Origin of the sequence: Alteribacter natronophilus (assembly GCF_006007885.1) — a bacterium.
Lineage (GTDB): Bacteria > Bacillota > Bacilli > Bacillales > Salisediminibacteriaceae > Alteribacter > Alteribacter natronophilus.
The window spans coordinates 173,080-195,389 of record NZ_VCRO01000006.1 but is presented as its reverse complement, the minus strand read 5'-3'; the positions used below and the strand labels follow the sequence as shown (position 1 = coordinate 195,389).

At 49.8% G+C, this 22,310-nt stretch carries 17 protein-coding genes; 13 read left to right on the top strand and 4 right to left on the bottom strand.

The genetic code is table 11. From position 1 onward, the window contains the following. Positions 1-4 precede the first annotated feature (4 nt). The 13 genes from FGB90_RS17350 to FGB90_RS17290 all read left to right on the top strand — a co-directional run bounded on the left by FGB90_RS17350 (position 5) and on the right by FGB90_RS17290 (position 18,863). The gene (locus FGB90_RS17350) at positions 5-2,155 is read left to right on the top strand and encodes a hypothetical protein (RefSeq protein ID WP_138812127.1); all 2,151 of its coding nucleotides are present in this window, start codon (positions 5-7) and stop codon (positions 2,153-2,155) included. Next, complete coding sequence (locus FGB90_RS17345) at positions 2,152-6,021, top strand: hypothetical protein (protein ID WP_138812126.1); 3,870 nt, start codon at positions 2,152-2,154, stop codon at positions 6,019-6,021. Before FGB90_RS17350 ends, FGB90_RS17345 begins: the two co-directional genes overlap by 4 nt. A 68-nt stretch (positions 6,022-6,089) precedes the next feature. Further along, the gene (locus FGB90_RS17340; RefSeq protein WP_171051897.1) at positions 6,090-7,568 is read left to right on the top strand and encodes a TIGR02710 family CRISPR-associated CARF protein; all 1,479 of its coding nucleotides are present in this window, start codon (positions 6,090-6,092) and stop codon (positions 7,566-7,568) included. A gap of 179 nt (positions 7,569-7,747) precedes the next feature. Then, positions 7,748-8,500 carry a hypothetical protein gene (locus tag FGB90_RS17335; protein WP_138812124.1) on the top strand — a complete coding sequence of 251 codons (753 nt, stop codon included), beginning with the start codon at positions 7,748-7,750 and terminating at the stop codon, positions 8,498-8,500. Between the two features lie 12 nt (positions 8,501-8,512). Then, on the top strand, positions 8,513-9,247 hold the full coding sequence (locus tag FGB90_RS17330) for an AAA family ATPase (RefSeq protein WP_138812123.1): 735 nt from the start codon (positions 8,513-8,515) through the stop codon (positions 9,245-9,247). A 27-nt stretch (positions 9,248-9,274) separates the two neighbouring features. Beyond that, complete coding sequence (locus tag FGB90_RS17325; RefSeq protein ID WP_138812122.1) at positions 9,275-10,405, top strand: ethanolamine utilization protein EutH; 1,131 nt, start codon at positions 9,275-9,277, stop codon at positions 10,403-10,405. A 315-nt stretch (positions 10,406-10,720) separates the two neighbouring features. Further along, positions 10,721-11,371 (top strand): ABC transporter permease, encoded by a 651-nt coding sequence (locus tag FGB90_RS17320; protein ID WP_306419245.1) that lies wholly within the window; start codon positions 10,721-10,723, stop codon positions 11,369-11,371. A 19-nt stretch (positions 11,372-11,390) separates the two neighbouring features. Further along, positions 11,391-12,356: an ABC transporter ATP-binding protein gene (locus FGB90_RS17315; protein ID WP_138812121.1), complete on the top strand. Its 966-nt coding sequence runs from the start codon at positions 11,391-11,393 to the stop codon at positions 12,354-12,356. 15 nt (positions 12,357-12,371) lie between these two features. Next, complete coding sequence (locus FGB90_RS17310) at positions 12,372-13,097, top strand: ABC transporter permease (RefSeq protein ID WP_246056232.1); 726 nt, start codon at positions 12,372-12,374, stop codon at positions 13,095-13,097. 50 nt (positions 13,098-13,147) lie between these two features. Beyond that, positions 13,148-14,065, top strand: coding sequence for an ABC transporter substrate-binding protein (locus FGB90_RS17305; RefSeq protein WP_138812120.1), 918 nt, complete (start codon positions 13,148-13,150; stop codon positions 14,063-14,065). A 46-nt stretch (positions 14,066-14,111) separates the two neighbouring features. Then, the gene (locus FGB90_RS17300) at positions 14,112-15,032 is read left to right on the top strand and encodes a glycine betaine ABC transporter substrate-binding protein (protein WP_138812119.1); all 921 of its coding nucleotides are present in this window, start codon (positions 14,112-14,114) and stop codon (positions 15,030-15,032) included. Between the two features lie 286 nt (positions 15,033-15,318). Beyond that, complete coding sequence (locus FGB90_RS17295; protein ID WP_171051896.1) at positions 15,319-17,463, top strand: ATP-binding protein; 2,145 nt, start codon at positions 15,319-15,321, stop codon at positions 17,461-17,463. Then, complete coding sequence (locus tag FGB90_RS17290) at positions 17,463-18,863, top strand: sigma-54-dependent transcriptional regulator (RefSeq protein ID WP_138812117.1); 1,401 nt, start codon at positions 17,463-17,465, stop codon at positions 18,861-18,863. Before FGB90_RS17295 ends, FGB90_RS17290 begins: the two co-directional genes overlap by 1 nt. Positions 18,864-18,938: 75 nt before the next feature. On the opposite strand, the gene FGB90_RS17285 is transcribed toward FGB90_RS17290, so the two are convergent. From FGB90_RS17285 to FGB90_RS17270, 4 genes are all read right to left on the bottom strand, one after another. Continuing rightward, complete coding sequence (locus FGB90_RS17285; RefSeq protein ID WP_138812116.1) at positions 18,939-19,226, bottom strand: hypothetical protein; 288 nt, start codon at positions 19,224-19,226, stop codon at positions 18,939-18,941. A 408-nt stretch (positions 19,227-19,634) separates the two neighbouring features. Further along, positions 19,635-20,312: a VC0807 family protein gene (locus FGB90_RS17280; RefSeq protein WP_210237258.1), complete on the bottom strand. Its 678-nt coding sequence runs from the start codon at positions 20,310-20,312 to the stop codon at positions 19,635-19,637. A gap of 75 nt (positions 20,313-20,387) precedes the next feature. Continuing rightward, positions 20,388-21,503 (bottom strand): glycine oxidase ThiO, encoded by a 1,116-nt coding sequence (gene thiO / locus FGB90_RS17275; protein ID WP_138812115.1) that lies wholly within the window; start codon positions 21,501-21,503, stop codon positions 20,388-20,390. Positions 21,504-21,527: 24 nt separating this feature from the next. Continuing rightward, positions 21,528-22,310: a thiazole synthase gene (locus FGB90_RS17270; RefSeq protein ID WP_138812114.1), complete on the bottom strand. Its 783-nt coding sequence runs from the start codon at positions 22,308-22,310 to the stop codon at positions 21,528-21,530.

The window sequence follows — 22,310 nt, the reverse complement described above, 5'->3', positions numbered from 1 at the left end:
ATGGATGCATACCATACTTTTAAATGAAAATACTCTTCACCCTGAATGGAAGCTTTTTGATCCCTTTTTCTACAGTGAACAGGCAGAGGGTCGTTTGACGACGATTTCCTACGGGCAGCGGGACGGATTTGCTGCCCTTCTGGATGTCGTTTACAAAGAGGTGACGGAAAAACGGGCAGACGACTGGCATCTGGTCGTTTTGCTTCATCTGGATTATCCGGTCTCTCTGAAAGAGCGCCTGACTGCCAAACTCACAGACTTAAAACAGACCCTTGTCGCAGGTCTGAAAAGAAAAGAAGCAGCGCCGCGCAAGGTTACCGTTCTTGTCATGGATGCCCTTTACGAATACGACAAAGGCGAAACGTGCGACACCGGGAGCAGCCTTGCTGTGGAGATGGATTTTCAGGGGTATTTAAGCAGTGAAAACCTGTTTGAGCGGAAAACGAACCTGTGGACCCGGCACGATTTTGATCTTCTCGATGAAGCATGGGGTCCGCCGGTGGATACGGAAAATATCGGCAGAATTGACCACCCCGACCCGCAGATTTATCTGGAGCTGGAAAGCCGCGCGGAAAGCGTTCGCCGCTGTTTCAGCGAACTCCAGCTTGAAAAGCAGAATCAAAAAGGGGCCGGGGCTTATGCAGATGAGTGGATGACCAGGACGTCCCAGCGTGTGGAGGAACTGTTCAAGGTCCGCCTGAACCAGGAAATTACCCCGCCTCTAAGCCGGGATCTTGCTGGTTTCAGACCTTCTTCATCCCTTAAGACCATCCTTAAGAAAAACCTGTCTCTCGACGGAGCACTCTCGAATCTTACGCTTATTCGTCAGACGATGCCCCGGTATGCCAAAGATAAAAAATACGGAAAGTGGCTGGAAGCTGCCGCATTCCTTCAGGTGATTATTCAGCGACCCGATCTGATTACAAAGTCAATTGACGGTCAGCAGTTCTATCTGAACGCCAGGCTCAACGATCAGGAAGTGGATACCCTGTTTTCGAATTACCGGCTTACGCTGGAAACGGCGAGAGAAACCCTTCAGACGAGACTGGACTCACGGGCGGAAATGCTCATAAAGCGGTTTGAAAAAGTGGATGCGAACCCGCAGTCGTCAGAGCCGCTTGAAGAGGACCTGGCAAAACCCGGTCCATTTGTGCCGTCCCAAGTGAAGAGTATGGCGGATGACTGGACTCAGTTTCTGAACGAAACCGGAGTGAAACTGAAAGAGCGCGAGGAAGTGATGCAGCAGAGTGCCAGAAAAGGGATTGAGACCGTTAAAGTCCATCAGCGCGCTCCGCTTAACACAGAGAGTGGAAAGGTGCTGATTGGACAGTATCTTGAGGAGATTGAACGGGACAAAAATGATCTGCTTCTGGAACTGGAGTCGAGCACCAATCCCCCGGGAGGTGCCCTGGAAACGTGGAAGACGTTCAGGGAAAAGCACACCCGCCCGCTTCACGCAGACTTAAAAGCGTATCCCGACATGAAAAAAAGAATTGTGACAGCTCTTGTTTTATGGATCGGTCTTGCTTTTCCCCTATTCTATTCTCTGGGGACACCGGGGACGTGGCCCCAGTGGCAGGAGTGGGGTCATTATCTTCTTATTGTCATTCTGCTCGCAGCTGTAACCGGTATATCCTTTACAGGCGTCAGACAGCTCACGCTCCCGATTACACAAACCCTTGAGGAAACAGGTGAAACAAAGAACGATTTATTTTCAGAGCAGCAGAACCGGCATGAACAGACGAATAGATATCTGAATGGTATTTTCAGAATCGAACGCCTTCACCGTGAAGAGAAGAAAGTAAAAGAAGAGCTGGACAGAAAACAGCTCAGTAACCAGCTCGATCATTATCATCACCGTGAAGTAAAAGACGCCCTTGATGCCCTCAGTCACCTGGAGGACCACCTTCATGTCCAGCAGAGGAAAACAATAGCCGCAACGGCGATTCAGCAGTTTGTTAATGAAAAGTTCGATGCCTCAAAAGATGTGGGGGAATGCGTGATCTATTCGCCGCTGAAGTGCGGAGAAGCCGGCAGAAATGACTATGAACCTGTCACTTTTGTGGTCGGACAGACAAGAACTCAGGTAGAACCTGGGAAATGGAAGCTCCTTGACGAAGCGAAAATTCAAAAGGATAAGGTGTTGCACGTATGAACGGATCCATTGCGGTAATTACAGGAGCACTCGTGCTCACAGGCCTTGTTCTTCTGCTTTTATACCTACTCAACTACAAAACAAAAGACCGGTACAGGCAGGTGTGGGGGCCCCTTCTGGCCATTCTTTTCTGTGTGGCTGTGCTCAGGGTGGATATTTTATCCCTTCCCCCGGCAGTCTGGCTTACAGATCAGCTTCCTAATACAGCTTTTATCGGAGCTCTCGTGTTAAACGTCATGCTCCTTGTTCTGTTTCTGGGACTTAAGTTCATCTGGCGCGCAGGCGATACCGGGTTCAGGCTTGTTACAGCATTTGTCCGAAATAAATTGCCTGCAGTTGTAAGAGGGATTAATTTCCTCATTGCCCGATTCCTGAATCAGTTTCCCCTGGGCTTTAGAAAAAAGCTGATTACAGGGGGAAAAGGCAGCAGAATGGTTTCTCTTGTGTATGAGCGGAATGAACAGGGGGTAGTGCTCAGACCTGCCTGGTATTACCCGGCAATCTGCACCTTCTATGCCTCTCTCATCGCCGCAGGTCTTTTCCTGGCTTATATTTTGGTGCTGCCATTTGAGTGGCGTACGCAGGTGGGACTGCTGCTGCCGCCGTACCCGGCACTTTCGCTCCTCCTGTTTCTGGAGCTTGCCTGGTTCCTTGGAGGACGGCGCCACGACTTCAGCGGCACCCAAATCCACGGGGATGACGTGGATAAACGGAAAATCAGCGAGCAGGATGCGCTTTTCGAAGGCTATCTTGAAAAATGGCCTGACAAAGTTCTCGCAGCAAAAACAGAGACAAACTGCCCTCTGAGAAAAGGTGAGGATACCGGCAGTGCGTATACAGAACTGAACAGTGAGGATGTACCCGGCGGGGAAATGAATATTCATCAAACGATCCGCAGAATCCGCAGTCAGGGCTTTCAGGTAAGGGACGCACATGTGGATATGATTACGGCAATGGCAAGGGAGGAGCATGTGATTGTCAGGGATCCGGTATATGGTGAAATCCGGCCCTACCTGATGGCGGCTCTATTGAACCGGCTGATTAATCATCATAGAATCGTGTTCATTGTCAAAGATGCGGAAGCTGCTGCTGAAGCGAAGAAATGGCTTTCCGACGGTCTGCGGGAATCAAGCGGATTTGAGCAGCTGTGGACGTTATCCGGGGTTACGGAAGCCTTTCAGCAGGGACGTGCCCCGCATATGATTATTGCTACCATTCAGGAACTGAAAAAAGAGAGCACGATATCGCTTCTCACGGAAACGTTCCACGGCAGTCTGTTTGATACATACGTTATGCCGGAAGCAGAGCGCAGTCTGGCTTTTCATGCAGGGGCTTTAAAGAACATCGCCCTTCAGCTGGACGAATGCCTCCCGGTAAAACCTGTGTACTGGATTTTTTCCCAGTGGTACGAAAAGATCGAAGCCCTCGTGAGGCAGACATTCCGGGTAAACCTTACCGAAGTGGAAGCCAAACTGACCTCCCCGAGTCCCAAATGCTATTACATGGTCTGGAAAACAGAAGGGGAAAAATTTCAGAAAGGGCTTTTCAGCACGCTCAGTTCACACCGTTACATTACCGGTGAAGTGTCTCTTGCCATGTATGCCCAGCGCCTGAACACAGGTGACATGATGTTTGTCAATCAGCAGTCCCTTCCTGTAAAAGAGAGCATCAGCGACCTTCTGGATAACCGGGAGCACCTGATGACCGACATGGAAATGTCCGGTGCCCAGGTCAGGGGTATTAAGGATTGCACGAAGATGTATTCCCAGTACTGGAGTGTACCGATGACCGATTATTCGTTCCTCCTTGTCCGGGACACCAACTATAATCTCGTGGATACGCTCAAGCACTGGTGGGGAAACGGAAGAAACAGCTCTTTCGTCCACATTATTTCTCCGCCATACCTTTTAAGAGACTACCTGGCAGCGAAGCTTGACTATCATATGCAGTCGAGCCGGACGATTGCGCCCCTTGCTGTCAGTCAGCCGTCCACACCGTTTGGAAGAGTGCAGCCTCTTCTTGATCTGATGCTGAATAATTACGTGAGTGAAGACAAAGTAAGAGAGTTTCTCGCTTTTACAGACGATCAGGGTGAGGACGATGGAAAACCGGTCATTGAAAGGCTGGAAGACTGCTTTATCAGTCTTTTCGGGGCAAACAGACAGGTGATCGAAGCTGTTAAAGTAAAGAAGGAACGGGTGTTTGACACAGAAGAACAGCAGTTTGTGACACGTACGGCATACAACCTCACAAAAAAACTGAAAGAGCTCATTCCTTCCATGGTTGTAAACGAGATCAAAATCATGAAACAGTCCGGTGAGGTTGTGGAACAGCTCAATGAAGGACAGTTGTATCAGCGTTATCTTCCGCACCAGGAACATACGTTCAATGGAGAATTGTGCAGAGTGGAGCGGATCAGCCCCAATCTCAGCAGAATGGAAGTGGCTCTGACGTCCAATCGTCAGTCAACGGTTTACAGGCAGGATCGCACGTACCGGATTGAAGCGGATCTATGGCCAGTACAGTCAGACCGGATGAACATGAGCAGTTCCGATAACAGGCTTTACTTTGAAACTGCCGAACTGCCATTCAGCGTCTCTACAGCAGGTTACTCGTCTTTTGACCGGGAAGTAAATGTGCGCGATGTCCGCTACGTTACTCTTGAGGAAAAGGATCGTAATATGGCAGCAAGAAGATACGAGAGAGGCAAAGTTGCCAGATTGACTTTTGAGCTTGAAAACCGGGCAGCGGATAAAGACCGGATTGCCTTTACTCTGTCCTTCCTGCTTAATGAACTGTTTGTAACGCTGTTTCCCGATATTCATGACTATATCCGTGCAGCCGCCGTCCTCCCGGAAGAGTTTTATGGTGATGACAAAGAAAGCCGCATGCTCAGACGGATGCATCCGGAGCTTGAAACGACGATCAGTGATGATGACGACAACAGAATTACCATTTACCTGCTCGAAGATTCTCCCTCCCAGCTCGGGGCGGTTGAAAGTATTCGAAACAACATCGATCAGATTTTTAAGGTTCTTGAAGATTACCTTAAATGGCTGATAGAGGAGCCGGAAAATGGAGAAACGTACCTGCGGTTTGGAGCCGGCAATCTGCTGCCGTTATTCGCCGTCGAGAAAACTTGGGATGTGCTGAAACTGTACCTTACCGGCGAATCACTGAGCGACATCAGTGAACGGGTTTCCCGGGAAACAGCAGCGGTGGACGAAGAGCGGATTACAGAGCATGAATGTGTCTTCTGTCAGAAGACCTACAGAGCTGTATCAACAGAGGAAACCGATGACCGGAGAAAACGGTGTCCTGAATGTGCGGCTACTGCGGTAGACAATAAGGAAATGCTGGAACCGATGTACAAAAAAATGAGGCTGTACCTTTCAGAACAATTCGGCGTGAGGCTCCGCCGGGATCATCTGCGTGTGACGATGGTTTCTGCCGAGGACCTTCACAAAGAGAGCGGACTCGTTCTTAATCCCAAATCCGGCCGGCGGATGATCGGCAAAGCGAGCCGGGACGATGACAATACGATCACCGTCATGGTTGAAAATGGTGCTCCTCGCCTGCAGACGTACATGACCCTCGTACACGAACTTACCCACGTCTGGCAGTTCGATAACCTGAACCTCGCGTTCATGACCATCGATGAAATTGAAGGCTTTGCCTCATGGGTCGAAATCCAAATGCTTCGTCACTTCGGCGAGCACGACCATGCAGGAGCGTTTGAAGACAACCTTAAAAACAGGGACGACGCCTACGGACGCGGGTACGTGCAGACTAAGGATCTGCTTGAGCGGGAAGGGGCAGGAAGCCCGTTTGAGGTTTATGGGGTTGAAGCTCCTCTGAGCAGATGATGGTATTAATTGGGGAGAGGAAATATCCCGGGTAGGAATCCTATCCTTATATGGAAAAGGAGAGAGAAATGTCAACATTTAAGTCATACAAAGAGCAGTATGTTACAAAAATAAACATTGACCGAAGCGAGTCGCAGGCATTCTACGATAAATATCTGCTGCCGGATGTCTGTGAAAGCTTTGTAAAAAAAGTCAGTGAGCAGAGGGAGCAGGAACCGTCGCTTTACTCCTATGATTACCTGATTACAACTGTTGGTTTTGACATCAGTTCAAGTATCATGTGGATTAAAGCTCTGCAACCGAAAAACGTTTTATTTCTCTGTTCCAGGGAAACGCTTCATCTCGTGGACCGGATTGTGGAGGAAACATCCCTGAAAGTCATTCAAGTTGCTTACGAAGTCGCGGGGAAAAAAGGAGGCAGGGATGTTTACCGAAAGATCAGTGAATATATCCAGAAAAAGAAAATCACTCCTGCCTCCTACCAGCGGGTGGCAATTGATATTACAGGGGGCAAAAAGAGCGTAGTCTCCGGTAGCACGCTTGCAGCCAATCACCTTGGAATTGATATTATATATATAGATAATAACGGCCACTTTCCGGGCCACAAATCCCCACAGCCTGGTAAGGAAGAGCCATCCATTCTGGAAGATCCTCTAGCAGTCTTCGGTGACAGGGAAAAGGCAATTGCAATCTCAAAGTTTAACAGCGAGGACTTTGAAAATGCTGTAGAGTATTTTAAGAGAATACAGGAGAGAGTATTTAATCCCCGCCCGTACGAGGCCTATGAACACTTTGCTGCAGGTTATGCCCATTACGAGTCAATGGAATTTGCCCAAGCTTCCGGGAAACTGGAACGGGCGGTCAGTATAGCCGACATGCTCGAAATAAACGATATTCCCGTTTATAAGATTAAAGAGCAGCTAAGCGCCATGAAGCCGCTTATGAAACTTCCTGATCAGACACCGAAGGATATACTTACAGATGAAGAAACCTACTGGCACTTAAGTGCCTATATGTTTGAAATGGCCAACCATTATATGAAGCGGGGAAAATACGATCTGACTGCACTGTTAACCTACCGTGCGCTGGAAATGATTCTGCAGCATCTTCTTCTTGTCCATAATATTTATTTCAAAGCACCTGATTACTCACCGTATGATGAGACTGATCTTCTCCGGAAAATGAATGATGAAGCACGCAGGGTTTTCACCCCTTTTAGGCGAAATCACCAGCTCCCCAAAAGAATTACGCTTATGCAGGGGCTGTTGCTGTTAAAAGCCCTGGATGATCCCATTATCCGCAATATAGATGTCAAGGTCATCACCGATTTTATTGAACTTCGGAATAAAAGCCGTCTTGCCCACGGTTTCGATGTACTTGACGAAGGAAAGGTGGAACAGTTTTTCTACCGTATTAAGCAGATTAATAATCTTCTCTGGAACAAAAATGTAGTGTATAAAAAGCAGTACAATTCCTTTAATGAGTTCTCAAAAACCTTTGCCTTTTTGAATATTCATCTTCCCAACTATTATCTTGGGGATGAATAGGATTCATAAACAATGAGATTTCGCTCCTTCAATCGCTATAACGAGGAGCGGATTTTTTTATTCCAATTCCTCCTCCTGTTGTTTAATTCCTTTTTCTTCCTCTTAATCTATTCACTCTCGTTTTCTGTTGCTGTAAAATGAAAGTTACCAAAACATTCAGTAAAAAAGGAGGCTGAGCAATGAACGGAGCGAGGCAGACGTACGAGTATTTTCTGCTGTTTGTAAAGACGGCGTTCACGTCGAAGGTGCAGGTATTTTTTATTCTCGGATTCCCGCTGCTCTATATGATCGCTGCAAATATGCACTGGTTTTCGGAGCCGCCGGCGGAAGCGGCGTTTACAGGGCTTCTTGTCATGTTTGTGACGGTGCAGGTGTTCATTACCGGGATGCAGACGGTAATGAACCTTGTCACGGCTAGAGAGGGCGGGTTTTTTAAGATGTTTACGTTTATCGCGGGTCGCCGGGGGCCTGTTGTGTTCGGTCAGATTCTTGCAGGTTATGTTTTTCTCCTGGCAAACACGATTGTTCTCGCTGCCGTCACCGGTTTGATGTTCGGTCACTTCAGTTTTGCCGTGGTTCTTCATGCGTCTGCTGTTGCGGCGCTCACGATGATTCCCGCCACCCTTGCCCTTTCGTGGATTCTGCTTCTGAAACTGCAGCAGCAGTCTTTCGGTGCGGTTATGAGTATCAGTATCTTTGCCGTCCTGTTTATTACGTTTAACCAGGTGGTTACAGGCGCTCTGTCAATACCGTTTGCCTTTGTTAACCCTGCATATTTCACGTACCAGATTGCGATGCACGTACCGGGAGTTGAGGCGGGAACACCGGAAGTTTCTATATGGATCCTTCTGACGATCGGAACAGTCTATCTTGCCGGTGGGGCAGCTCTGCTTCGGCGGGTTCCGCTAACTTCATCGATTCTGAGAACGTAGGGAGGCAGAGGAATGAAAATCAATCAGGTAAATTACTCGTACGCAAAATCGAACAGACAGGTACTTAACGGACTTTCCTTTCACCTGAAGCCGGATCGGCTGAATGTTGTGGCGGGACTGAACGGAGCGGGGAAGACTACGCTGTTTGATATTCTGACGGGGGTGCTGAAAGCGGAAGGGGAGATCGAAGGACTTCCGAAACAGAACGATGTCGTATATCAGCAGCAGGGTGTATACTTTACCCAGACGTTAAAAGGGCGGGACCTCGTCCGCCTGGTGCTCCACTGCGATCACAGTGGTAAGACCAGGGTCAGGAAAAAAGAGCCGTTTGTTACACCATGCATGACGAATGAAGAGAAAGAGAAGATGGCTGAGCTGTGGCAGCGGCCCTTTGGCCAGATGTCTGTCGGGGAAAGAAGGTGGCTTCTGACATTTGTAATGTGCCGGCTGGATCGGAAGCTTTACGTGTTCGATGAGCCCACCTCAGGGGTGGATCCCCATTCAAGGGTGCAGATCATGAACCGGATCCGGAAACTGGTGGAGGAACCCGGAAAAACGGTCGTTGCAAGTACGCATACTCTTCACGAACTCCAGTTTTACGCTGTTCATCTCGTACTTCTGCACCAGGGAAAAGCTGTTTTTACCGGTACGTACGAAGACTTCCTTACCGAAGGCGGCTCTGATAATCCGGATACAGCTTTTCAGAATCTGGTTATTTCGGAGCGGCCGGCAGTTTCAGGGACTTAGATACATAGAGGAACGGAGAGGACAGCAATGTGGCTGAATGAAATTGTACTATGGACGATTGCGGTATTTGCGGCAATCGGCGCACTGGATCGAGTGGCGGGAAACCGGTTCGGGTATGGTGGTGCGTTTGAGCGGGCATTCCAGGCGATGGGCCCGCTCGCCCTCGCCATGATTGGGGCAATCTGTTTTTCCCCGGTGGCTGCGGAAGGACTGCGTCCAGTCCTCACACCTGTTTTTGAGTGGGCAGGTGCAGACCCGGCTATGTTTGCCGGGATTCTTTTTGCCATCGATATGGGCGGCTACCCCCTCGCAGTTGAGCTTGCGGGTTCGCAGGAAGCGGCGCTGTTTTCAGGGATTATCCTTGCTACGGTTATCGGGCCGCTGTTCGTATTTACGATTCCAGTTGCCCTGGGGATCATTGAAAAGGCGGATCAGCCGTTTTTTGCCCGGGGTGTCCTGACGGGTCTTGTGACAGTACCTCTGGGGGCCTGGATCGGTGGGACGGCAGCGGGCTTCGAGGCTTCTTTTCTGCTCAAAAATCTGATGCCCCTTCTGGCAGCGGTCGTCCCGGTGATTGCCGGGCTCATTTTTGCTCCTCTGCTTATGGTTAAAGGTTTTCTCGTGTTTGGCCGCATCGTTACTGCTTTGCTTACTGTGCTTGCCGGGATCATCGCCGTGGAAGCAGTGACCGGGACCGTGGTAGTTCAGGGGACCGCACCTGTGGAGGATGCCCTTGTGATCGTAGGTATGATTGCACTGACCCTTGCCGGGGCATTTCCGTTCGTTCACTTTCTGCAGAAAGTTCTCGCAAGTGCGCTTAAACCTGTGTCCAGGGTCACAGGAGTGAACACAGCGGGACTTACCGGACTTCTCGCATCTCTCGCCCACTCGATCCCTGCGTTTCAGACGATGGGGGATATGAATCCCCGCGGCAAGGTGATGAGCGGTGCGTTTGCTGTGAGCGGTGCGTTTGTCCTTGGCGGCCACCTCGGATTTACAGCTTCCCTTGAGCCGGAAATGATCGTACCAATGATGACAGGGAAGCTGAGTGCCGGAGTGATCGCGGTGGGTATTGTGATGCTGTGGCCACTCTCAGATAAGGCAGAGACAGAGCTGAAAAGGCCAGGTGAAAATAATTCCTTCAGCCGGGAGACTTAGCCCTGCACTTTCCGGTAACCTCATTTCGAAAAGAACTTAAACAAAAACCGCCTGCCATGGGCGGCTTTTTTTGTCTCAAGTTAAGTACGGAATACAGTGTGCCTGTTTGCGGATACTAAAACAGCTAAAAATTTTGACAGGGTGTTAAAATTTTTTTACGTAAAAAGAATTTGCAGTATGCACTTATGATAGCCCGAAATCCACTATAAGACTGCTGTTAAAGGGATCAGACGAGTTGGCACGGGTCTTGCAATAAGAAAAAGCGGCGACAAAAAACGTGAAAAACAAACACGACTCTACAGGAGGTGTCGAGTTTTGGGAGGACCATGGCAGTATTTTGTTAACAATATTGATTTTGTCCTGCAGCTGACGATGCAGCATATTCAGCTGGTGGGACTGGCAGTGATTATTGCCATTCTGATCGGTGTACCGGTCGGGATTTACCTCACTACAAACGAAGAGGTGGCTGAAGCTGTACTTCAGGTAGCCGCAATTATCATGACGATTCCGAGTATCGCTCTGTTTGGAATTATGATTCCGATTTTGTCCACAATCGGGCACGGAATCGGGTTTTTACCGGCCCTGATTGCCCTTATTCTTTATTCGCAGCTTCCGATTATCCGGAATACCTACGTGGCCATTAACAACGTGGATCCGGCAATGAGGGATGCAGCGAAGGGCATCGGGATGACCACGTGGCAGCGCCTGAAAACGGTCGAACTGCCGATAGCCGTACCGGTTATTATGGCCGGTGTGCGAACGGCGATTGTACTGAGTATCGGAATTGGAGCGATTGCCGCCTTTATCGGAGCCGGCGGACTTGGTGTCATTATTGACCAGGGGATTTCAAGAACAAACCGTGACATGATGCTTGTCGGGGCGATCGCAGTATCGGTTCTTGCGATTGTTATTGATTCGGTTCTCGGCCTGCTCCAGCGCTGGTTAACACCGAAAGGATTATCATAATTCGAGGAGGCAGTTTTTCATGATAGAGTTTTCAAATGTAACGAAAGTGTATGACGGGGATGTGAAAGCCGTTGACGACGTCAGCTTCAGCGTTCCTGAAGGAAATATTGCTGTTTTTCTCGGACCGTCCGGGTGCGGAAAAACGACTCTTCTCCGTATGGTTAACCGGCTCGTGCCGCTTACGAGCGGAACGATTTCCATTAACGGTGAGGACACAGGATCATTAAATGAGATTCAGCTGCGGCGCAAGATCGGCTACGTCATCCAGAGTAACGGTCTGTTCCCGAACATGACGATCGAGCAGAACGTAATGGTTGTACCGAACCTGCTAGGCTGGGATAAAAAGAAGCAGCGGGACCGTTTTAACTATCTTATGGATCTCGTCGGGCTTGCACCTGATGAGTACCGGAAGCGTTACCCGAACGAATTATCCGGCGGTCAGCAGCAGCGTGTCGGGATTATTCGGGCCATGGCGGCAGACCCGCCGGTAATGCTGATGGACGAGCCTTTCGGTGCCCTGGATCCGATTATCCGAAACCGGATTCAGAATGAGTTTCTTCAGATTCAGAAGGAAGTGCAGAAAACCATTCTGTTTGTTTCCCATGACATTGATGAAGCGATTAAAATGGGCGACCAGATTGCCATTTTCAAGTCCGGAAGTCTCATGCAGTACGACACACCGACCGAAATTCTTGCTAATCCTAAAAATGACTTTGTCAATGAATTTGTCGGTGCCGACCGTGCGATCAAAAGCCTCAGCCTTTATAAAATTTCAGATCTGCTTGAGGAAAAGCAGCTGAAGCCTGTAAATGGGGAAGCGGTGACAAAAGTAACCGCTGATACAAACCTCCGTGAAACGATTGCGGTTCTGTTTACGGAAAAAGAAAACGAAGTTATGGTCACCAACGACGCCGGGGAACCGCAGGGGCTGCTGTCACTGGATGAAATTCAGGAGTATCTGCAGCAGTCAATTGAAAGTAAATAACGGGAGGTGAGCGTGTTGAATAAAAACAAAGTCATCGCCCTCGGATTTAAAGGGGTTTTCTGGATCCTCGTTCTTTACTTTCTTTTCTGGGCGTACACTAACGGTTACTTTGACATTCTGTTCAATCAGACAGATGAATTTACGAGGCTTCTGCGCCAGCACCTCATGCTCGTGGGTCTGTCATCGGCGCTTGCGATTCTTATAGCTGTACCAATCGGTATTTTTGTTACACGGCCGGCGTTCAGAAAAACAGAATGGTTTTTCCTGAATACCGCCAATCTCGGTCAGACGATTCCAACGATTGCCATTTTGGCGATAGTCATGAGTTATCTTGGCATCGGCTATCAGCCGGCAGTTTTTGCGCTGACGGCATTTTCGATTCTGCCGATTCTCCGGAACACGGTAGCGGGGATCAACTCCGTTGAGAGCGAAGTGCTGGATTCGGCTAAAGGGATGGGGCTTACTCCCTGGCAGACGCTCATAAAAGTTGAGCTGCCGAATGCAGGTATGCCGATCATGGCCGGTATTCGTACCGCGATCGTCATGAACGTGGGGACAGCGGCTCTGGCCTACCTTGTAGGCGGAGGCGGACTCGGCGACTTTATTTTTACAGGAATTATGCTACGCAGTAATGAGTACCTCATGAGCGGGGCGGTGCCGGTAACAGTTCTGGCGATCCTGCTTGATCAGATTCTCCGGGTCGTTGAAAGAGTGGCGGTACCGCGGAGTCTGAGGGCATAAGACAATCGATAAGAAAAAATGAAAATGAATTACATGTGGAGGGAATTATAATGAAAAAAACAGCAATGGTATTATCAACCGCAGCTTTAGTGGGACTGACTGCCTGCGGAGGTAACGGCGACAGCGCAGCAGAGGATTCAAAAGGACTGATTAACGTAGGTGGTAAAAACTTTACCGAGCAGTTTGTCCTTGCTAAAATCACATCCATTTACCTTGAGGAAAACGGATATGAAGTAGAAGAGTCAACGAACATGGGCAGTGAAGTAGTCCGTGACGCACTCGTGAACGACCAGATCGATCTTTACTGGGAGTACACGGGAACGGCCCTTGTGAACTACCTTGGCGAGGAGCCGCTTGCCGAAGAGGAAGAAGCCTATGACATCGTAAAGGAAATGGACCTTGAGGAAAACGGTATTGTATGGCTTGATATGGCTGATCTTAACAATACGTATACCCTTATGATGCGTGAAGATGATGCTGAAGAAAAAGGAATTGGCAGTGTGTCCGATCTGGCGGACTATGTTAACGACAACCCGGGAGAGCTGAACTTTGCCTCGGACGCTGAGTTTGCCACTCGGAGTGACGGTCTTCCAGGGGCAGAGGAAGCGTACGGATTCAGCTTTGGTTCAGACAATGTAAACCGCATGGATGCCGGTCTTACGTATCAGGCGCTTCGTGACGGTGATGTAAGCGTGGCGATGGGTTTCTCAACAGACAGCCGGATCGTAAACTTTGATCTCGTTAACCTGGAAGATGATCAGTCCTTCTTCCCGGCGTACAACGCGGCGATTTCCGTAAGAGATGAAGTACTGGACGAGCATCCGGAGCTTGAAGAGCTTCTTGCACCGCTGGCAGAAGTGATTGACACGGAAACGATGACAGAACTCAACTACGAAGTGGACGTGGAACAGCGTAACGAAACTGAAGTTGCACGCGAGTTCCTCGAGGAAAATGAACTGATTAATTAATCAGTCGGCACGGTTTTATCAAAGCAATCCCGGGAGGTATAAACCTATGAAAAAAATGACAGCAGGATTATCTATTTTATCCCTAATGGCTCTTGCAGCCTGTGGCGGCGGGGGAGACGGCGGAGAGGAGTCTGCCGGTGACCTCGTTGTCGGAGGGAAGAATTTCACTGAACAGTTTGTGCTTGCGACGATCACATCCATCTACCTTCAGGAGAACGGGTATAACGTAGAGGAAGCAACAAACATGGGAAGTGAAGTGGTGCGCGACGCCCTTGTTAACGAGCAGGTGGACCTTTACTGGGAGTATACGGGAACCGCGCTTGTGAACTATCTCGGAGAGGATCCTGTTTCCGACGGGGACGAAGCATTTGACCTTGTAAAGGAACTCGACTACGAGCAGAACGGCATTACATGGCTGGACAGAGCGGAAGTGGACAATACCTACACACTGATGATGCGTCAGGAAGCGGCAGACGAGATGGGCATAGAATCCATTTCCGATCTTGCTGATTACGTGAACGCCAACCCGGGGGAACTTTCTTTCGCCTCAAATGCGGAATTTGCCTCCCGGAGTGACGGCCTTCCTGGTGCGGAAGAGGCCTACGGCTTCGAATTTGGCAGCGGAAATGTGAACCGGATGGACTCCGGCCTGACCTACCAGGCCCTTCGTGACGGCAACGTGGATGTGTCTATGGGGTTTTCCACTGACAGCCGGATCGTTGCTTTCGACCTGGTTAACCTTGAGGACGATAAAGGTTTCTTCCCGGCATACAATGCCGCAATTTCCATAAGAGATGAAATTCTGGAGGAGCATCCTGAACTGGAAGAGCTTCTGGCGCCGCTTGCTCAAAATCTCGATACACAGACGATGACCGAGCTGAACTACGAAGTGGACATCGAACAGCGGAACGAATCGGAAGTGGCCCGGGAATGGCTTGCCGAGCACGGCCTGATTGATGAAGAATAGCAGAAATGTTTCTGGACCTCTGTACGTGCATGCGTACAGGGGTTTTTACATGTATAAGGCAGTGAAGTGTACAGCAAATCATGAATAAGTAGAAGGTCCGACAGCCGAATATATCTCTCCTCAATCCCGTAACCTCATTCCTGTAACTTCAATCCCCCTCCAAAGGAAGTGGGCATCTTTCCCCACCGATCGTCCTATTCGTGCTAAAATGACAAAAGAAGACAAAGAGCGTTTCACAGCGCGTATTGAAAGATAATTTATGCCGGAACATTGGAGTGCCAACATTATGAAGTTTCCCATTGGACTGCCGAGGGGGCTTACAAAACGATTTATATTCTTAGGGTTATGGATCTTTCTGCTTCCGATGACCCTTATTTTTATGCTTGCTGTTTTTCTGTCTCAGCAGACGCTTGAGCAGCAGTCAGACGACCAGACATTTGTAGCGGCGCAGACGCTCTCCCTGCAGACACGCCAGGTATTTGATCATCAGATCGATATGCTGGAAGCGTTTGTGTTTGATTACCGGAATAACGGAAATCTGGAACGGCTTGAAGAGAGGGCGTCGAGCCATGCGCTCCGGGAGCCGGTATTCAGTGAAGTGATGCTTTATAATGCTGATGGAGATCCCGCAGCCGGCCCGGACGCCGTGGACAGCATGGCTCCGCAGGCTGTTTCCGAAGTTTTTGAAGAAGCGCAGTGGCGTCGTTCTTCCTTCGTTAAAGGGGTAACGACTGAAAGCGGTCATGTGAGGGTTTATATTTCGGTACCTGTCCAGGAAGCCGATCATGAACCAATAAACGGAGCGATAATAGGGGAGATAAACCCTTCTTATTTTTATCACCTCATCCAGACGAGTACGATAGGATCAGAGGGGTGGAACCTTCTTGTTTCATCCGATGGGACTGTTTTTACCGATACAAAGGGTAACCGGTTCAGAAATGAGTCGATCCGTGAAGAAAATATATATGATCTTCTGAGCCGGGGGAGAATGGGTACTTTTCGCGGGAAGTTTTTTGAGGAAGACAGTGTAGCCGGTTATGCACCGGTGGAACGGCTGCCGTTTTACGCAGTGACAATACAGCCTGAATCACAGGCCGGAGCCCCGATTGCCACCCTTCAGCAGGTACTTTCTTCAGGGTGGATGCTGCTGTTTCTCGCGGGGCTCGTTCTGCTCGGTGTATCTGCACGGTGGATCGTAACCCCTGTAAGGCGGCTGACTGATCAGGCGATGAGCTATGCAGAAGGAGAGAGCTGGCATCTGCAGGTAATGAAGGAGAAGGACGAGATTCGGACGCTTGCCAAAGCGATGCAGTTTATGGCAAACGATCTGCAGGAAAAGGAACGCTTTCTCCAGAGGATCCTTTCTTCTTTTCCATACGGGGTTATTACCACAGACTCCAGCGGCTATATCACTTCCGTTAACCGTGAAGGGGCACAGCTGCTGAACATCAGCGCGAGATCACTTACCGGGAGACCTGTTGAAACGATTACATCCAAAAGTCTGAGCCGGCACATCAGAGTACTGTGCGGCCGCAGCCGCCCCTTCAGAAACCACAGCGAGGAGTTCAACTTCGTTAATCATAAACAGCAGAAGCTTGTAATAAAAGTATCCTCAACTCCTCTTCAGGACGAAAAAGGGGAACGGATCGGGGTGCTGACAACCTTCTGGGATCATACGGAGTACAGAAAGCTGGAGCAGCACATCCAGAGGTCGGAGCATCTGGCGGCGATCGGACAAATGACAGCGGGACTTGCCCACGAGGTCAAAAACCCTCTTGGCACAATTCAGATGGCCGGGGACCTGATTGAGGCAGAGACAGAGGAACTGAGGAAGAAGTACCAGCTGAGAGGACCTGCAGTGAGCATGATTCAGGAAGCTTCTGCCGATATTCAGGAAGAGACACGGCGCCTCAATGAACTTGTCAAAAGGTTTCTTAAAATGAGTAAGCCTCATAAAGATGAGGAAACGACTGTGGATATTGGGGAACTGACTGAAGAGGTGGCCCGCCTTGTTTCCCATCAGATGAAAAGGGCAGACATTGACTGCACGGTTTATCATAAGGATGATGGTGTCATCGTACGCGGCGACCGCAGCCAGCTAATGCAGGCATTTCTCAATCTGGCTCTGAACGCCCTTGAAGCAATGGAAAGGGTTGATCGGGGTGTACTGTCCATTACTGTACGGAAAAAGGGGAGCAATGCTGAGATCTCGTTTCATGACAGCGGCGCAGGAATTCCTGCTTCCAAGCTTAAACGGATTTTTAACCCTTTTTTCTCCACCAAACAGGAAGGAACGGGACTTGGGCTTTCAATTACACATGACCTGATAAACGAGCATAAAGGCAGCATAGAAGTGGAAAGCGAGTATGGCAAGGGTTCGGAATTTACGGTACGTCTGCCCCTTGATAAAGAGGGAGAGGAGGCTCAATAATGGACACGTCGATTCTTCTTATAGAAGATAATGAAAAGCTGCGGCGGCTTATGAAGCTGACGCTTGAAAAAGAAGGGTACCGGGTAGAGGAAGCTCCTGACGGAAAAACGGCACGCAGTCTGTTTTCCGAAGATAATTTTGATATTGTTCTTTCCGATATTCTGCTGCCGGATACAACAGGCATTAAGCTTCTTGAAGAATGGAAGGAGAGTGACCCGGGGGTCTGCTGTATTCTCTGTACGGCCTACGGAGAGGTGGAGGACGCTGTTCAGGCCATGAAGCTGGGGGCGTTTGACTACCTGACCAAACCGATTAAAGCGGACGAGCTCAAGGTGGTCATCCGCAGGGCGATCGAATGGGTGAGACTGAATGAAGAAAACGAGTACCTGAGAGAGGTATTTGCCGATGAACGCCAGCTGCATGGTATGGCCGGTGTGAGTGAAAAAATGAAGCGGGTTTTTGACATGGTTCATAAGGTAGCAGGACAGCCGATTACCGTACTCCTTCAGGGAGAAAGCGGTACCGGAAAAAGCCGCTGTGCCCAGGCGATTCACCTGGAAAGCGACCGGAAGGGTAAACCCTATATAGAAGTAAACTGTGCCGCCATTCCCGACCAGCTTCTTGAAAGTGAACTGTTCGGATACGCAAAGGGTGCTTTTACCGGTGCAGTGAAGTCCCAGAAAGGAAAGTTTGAAGCGGCAGACGGAGGAACACTGTTTCTTGATGAAATTGCCGAGATATCACCAGGCCTTCAGGCAAAACTGCTGCAGGTAACCCAGGATAAAACCTTTTATCCTCTTGGGAGCAGTGACCAGAAAAAGGTGGACGTCCGGCTGATCGCCGCAACGAACCGGGATCTGTGGGAAATGGTTCAGGAAGGAACGTTCAGGGAGGATCTTTATTACAGGCTGAACATAATCGGTATCAATATCCCCTCTTTAAGGGAACGATCCGAGGATCTGCCGCTTCTTATTGAGCAGCTGACGGATGAAATCGGCCGGGAACACAGTACTTCATACGAGCTTGAGCCGGGACTGATGAAAAAGCTCAGCTGCTACACCTGGCCCGGTAATATCCGTGAGCTGTACAATGCCATTGCACGGGCAGCCGTACTTGCGGAAGGGACGGTCCTGAAACTTGAGGATTTTCCAAAAGAAGTACGGGAGAACGCCGGCAGTAAAGAGGAGTCACCAGAGGAAAAAGGCGGGAATGAAGCAGTGTCATCACCGGGAGCGCCACTGGGCGACGATTTTTCACTGACTGATGAACTGGAAAACTACGAGCAGTCCACGATCGAGGAAGCGCTTCGCCGGACCGGCGGCAATCAGGCCCAGGCAGCGGACCTGCTCGGAATCTCCAGGCAGAGCCTTCTTTATAAAATACGCAAATACGGGATCTAGACGAACCTGTGCAGCGCTGATAACACTGAAAAAGCAGCAGCTTCCATCGCGGAGGCTGCTGCATATTTATGTCTGTCAGGCGTCTGCTTTTTTCATGGCATTCTGAAGGCGGGTTTTCATTCTTAAGTAAAATTGTCTGACAGGTGTTCCCTCCGGATTTTCCGGGAGACCGGCAGGTTTTGATTTAGCCGGGGCAGGAACCTGTTCCCACTGTTCCCACAGCTCTTTCTGAATGTCTGCTTTTTCCTGAAACTTATCAGTTCCGTAGTAATGAATTTTTAAAAAGTACCAGTAGTAACAGAAACGGTGCCACTGAACTCTGAGATTCCGGTTTTCCTTCAGTTCTCTGAGACGTGTGCGCATCAATAAAGACCCCTTTCTTATGATAGGATTACTGGAAGAACACAGTCTGCTCATGCTGGCTGGATTAAAAGCGGTCTGAGTCAAAATAAAATGAATTGCTTCCTGTGTTCACCTTTACCCTCATTACATGAAAGAATAAACGTTGAAATTCCTGTTATGGGGAAATTAGGAATAAAGAAAACTGTTTATACAAGTTAAGCATGTCGTTCAGAGGGGACAAATAAAACGATTTGGTTTAGGCGGAGTCCCGGTTTTGGGACTCCGTTTTCTATTGGGGGACGGAGAGGCCGGTGGGAGGAAATACCGGTAAGGAACCAGGATTGTGCAGTTCAGTAATTTGCCCGCAGCCCATGAAAAAGGCACCTCAGCTTCTGGAGCCGGGTGCCTTCTGTCATCAGATTAAATTCTTTACGCTTTTGCCCCAGCCGGGGTCTCCTGTTCGCCTGGCTCGTCCTGGTCCCCGCCGTCAATCTCTTTCTGTTTCTGGATTGCCTTGTAGTTGGCAAGAGCAAAGCCGCCTCCAATAAGAATCGACATCGTCCAGTTGGCGATCTGCATGTAGATGAGCATCAGACCGTAGCCGTCAACACCGTAAGTGACGATCAGCCACGCTTTCAGACTGTTCACCACTACGCCGCGGAGTACGAAGAGGGCGGTGAGCACCTGAAACCAGCGAAAGATTCCTTTTGTAAAGTAAAGACGCTTGCTTTCACTTCGTTCCTGCCCCTGCATGTACGCAACATCCACGTTAAAATAAAGACCGAGCGGACGCTTAAGCAGCATGGAGACGAGAAACACTGATGCAAAGGCAAATCCCAGATACACCTGATTCCAGAGCATTGCCTCTGCGCTCCCCGAAAGCAGGTTAACGAGCGTTGTGAGAGACAGGTTCGTAATGATAAACAGACCGAGCAGGTTCAGCTGCCGTTCGGAAATAAACCGGTAGAGTGTATAAATAATTCCCGGAACCGTGGAGAGAAGAATGGCATAATAGTCACCCAGCGGCTCCCGGCCATAGTTCCAGATCGTAAAGGGAATAATGACGTAACAGAGAAGGTCAAAAAAGACTGTATTTTTCCGTTTCATTCGTTCGTCCACCTCATTTTCTCTTTCTATCATATCGGAAAGAGGCGGATTCGTATATGGACCGGAGTGAAATTACTAGGAAAAACGCTCCGGAAAAAAAGCGTTCCGAAAATGATCCTCAAGGCCTGCACCGTCGATCAGATCCGCCACTGCCTCCCCTGTAGCAGGACTCAGAAGAATGCCGTTGCGGTAATGACCGGTGGCAAAGATAACGTGAGGTGCATCTGCCAGACGGCCCAGCAGGGGGAAACCGTCCTGCGTGGCTGGTCTCAGACCTGCCCAGGTATGAAAGGGCTGCCGTTCCTTTAAAAATGGAAGCATCCGATAGTTCCAGTTTACAAGGCGGGCGATCCCTTTTTCCGTCACGCCGGTGTCAAAACCGCTGATGTCTTCGGATGCTCCGTTTACGAGGGTCCCGTTCGCTTTCGGCACAAGGTAACCCTGACTGGAGGAAATAATATGGCGCACATCTGCACCCTCACGATCATAGGCACAGATCTGCCCGCGGATCGGGAAAACCGGGATGCGGAGTCCGAACGTGTCCTCCAGCTGGCCGGACCAGGCACCGGAAGCAACGACGAGATGATCACCGGAAAAACGGCGGCCATCGGCTGCTTCGAGGACCGGTTCGTTCAACCAGCTTCGAATCGTAACAGACTCCAGCCGGTCCTCAATTACAGCTCCCATCTTCCGGCACGCTTCTTCAAGGGCCTGCGCGCACTCCGGAGCGTAGACGTGTGCTTCGTCGGGGGAATAGATCGCAGCAATGACTTCGTCGGACAGTAGCGGTTCAAGCTGCTGAAGGCGGTCCCCTTCAACGATTTCCGCTTCTGAACCGAACCTTTTCTGCCAGCCGATGCGGCTCTCAAGACCAAGGAGGTCCGATTCGTGGTAAACCGCATGAAGACTGCCGCTTTCCGTATACTCAAAATCCATCCCCGACTCACGTTTCACTTCTTTCTGCCATTCCGGAAAACGGCGGAGGCTTTCAAGACAGAATGTGAAAAAGGGATCAGGATCCTCACTTATTTCGGAAAAAGGAGCGAGCATACCGGCCGCAGCGCCTGTTGCCTGTCCGCCGCATATACTTTTTTCGAGAATGGTTACATCAAGTCCCCGCTTTAACAGGGAAAAGGCGGCGGAAAGCCCGATCATTCCGCCGCCCATTATTAAAACGTGCTTTTTCTTCATATATGAAGCCTCCTGACCTGCTGATTAGTAGGAAACGAAGGAAGGCAGGCCGCTGGAAGCCGTGGCATATTTCTTCTTCGGAATACGACCTGCCTCATAGCTTAAACGACCTGCATCGATCGCCATTTTCATCGCTCCGGCCATTTTTACTGGATCCTTTGCTTTGGCTACAGGAGTGTTCATAAGTACCCCGTCGGCACCGAGCTCCATCGCCTGGGTGACGTCCATAGCTGAGCCGAGCCCTGCGTCCACGATAATCGGAACTTCTGCATCTTCTACAATCAGTCCGAGATTGTACGGATTCAGGATGCCAAGCCCGGTGCCGATTGGAGAACCGCCCGGCATCACCGCTGCAGCGCCGGCTTCTTCAAGACGCTTGCAGAGTACAGGGTCATCGGAAGTGTATGGCAGAACCGTAAATCCTTCCTTTACAAGGGTTTCAGTCGCTTTAAGTGTTTCCAGGGGGTCCGGGAGCAGGGTTTTTTCATTGGCGCTGATTTCGACTTTAATCCAGTCGCTCAGTCCGGATGCTTTTGCCAGACGTGCAATCCGTACCGCTTCATCGGCGTTGGAAGCGCCGGATGTGTTTGGGAGATAGGTGAATTTCCGATCCTCTTCCAGGTGCTGGAGGATGGCGTCCTCTCCGGGAGCCTCAAGATTCACCCGGCGGATGGCAAACGTCAGTACATCTGCCTCTGAAACCCGGATTACTTCGTTCTGGATATAGGGGTTAGGGTACCGGCCGGTTCCCAGGAAAAAGCGCGAACGCAGCTCCCGGCCGCCAATAGTAAGGTTTTTGTGTTTCAT

Excerpts from the sequence above, each read along its gene's own strand:
- FGB90_RS17350 (WP_138812127.1), top strand. The coding sequence starts at position 5 with ATGCATACCATACTTTTAAATGAAAATACTCTTCACCCTGAATGGAAG.
- FGB90_RS17335 (WP_138812124.1), top strand. The coding sequence starts at position 7,748 with ATGAACGGAGCGAGGCAGACGTACGAGTATTTTCTGCTGTTTGTAAAG.
- FGB90_RS17340 (WP_171051897.1), top strand. The coding sequence starts at position 6,090 with ATGTCAACATTTAAGTCATACAAAGAGCAGTATGTTACAAAAATAAAC.
- FGB90_RS17315 (WP_138812121.1), top strand. The coding sequence starts at position 11,391 with ATGATAGAGTTTTCAAATGTAACGAAAGTGTATGACGGGGATGTGAAA.
- FGB90_RS17295 (WP_171051896.1), top strand. The coding sequence starts at position 15,319 with ATGAAGTTTCCCATTGGACTGCCGAGGGGGCTTACAAAACGATTTATA.
- thiO (WP_138812115.1), bottom strand. The coding sequence starts at position 21,503 with ATGAAGAAAAAGCACGTTTTAATAATGGGCGGCGGAATGATCGGGCTT.
- FGB90_RS17290 (WP_138812117.1), top strand. The coding sequence starts at position 17,463 with ATGGACACGTCGATTCTTCTTATAGAAGATAATGAAAAGCTGCGGCGG.
- FGB90_RS17305 (WP_138812120.1), top strand. The coding sequence starts at position 13,148 with ATGAAAAAAACAGCAATGGTATTATCAACCGCAGCTTTAGTGGGACTG.
- FGB90_RS17270 (WP_138812114.1), bottom strand. The coding sequence starts at position 22,310 with ATGAAACACAAAAACCTTACTATTGGCGGCCGGGAGCTGCGTTCGCGC.
- FGB90_RS17285 (WP_138812116.1), bottom strand. The coding sequence starts at position 19,226 with ATGCGCACACGTCTCAGAGAACTGAAGGAAAACCGGAATCTCAGAGTT.
- FGB90_RS17330 (WP_138812123.1), top strand. The coding sequence starts at position 8,513 with ATGAAAATCAATCAGGTAAATTACTCGTACGCAAAATCGAACAGACAG.
- FGB90_RS17345 (WP_138812126.1), top strand. The coding sequence starts at position 2,152 with ATGAACGGATCCATTGCGGTAATTACAGGAGCACTCGTGCTCACAGGC.
- FGB90_RS17300 (WP_138812119.1), top strand. The coding sequence starts at position 14,112 with ATGAAAAAAATGACAGCAGGATTATCTATTTTATCCCTAATGGCTCTT.
- FGB90_RS17280 (WP_210237258.1), bottom strand. The coding sequence starts at position 20,312 with ATGAAACGGAAAAATACAGTCTTTTTTGACCTTCTCTGTTACGTCATT.
- FGB90_RS17325 (WP_138812122.1), top strand. The coding sequence starts at position 9,275 with ATGTGGCTGAATGAAATTGTACTATGGACGATTGCGGTATTTGCGGCA.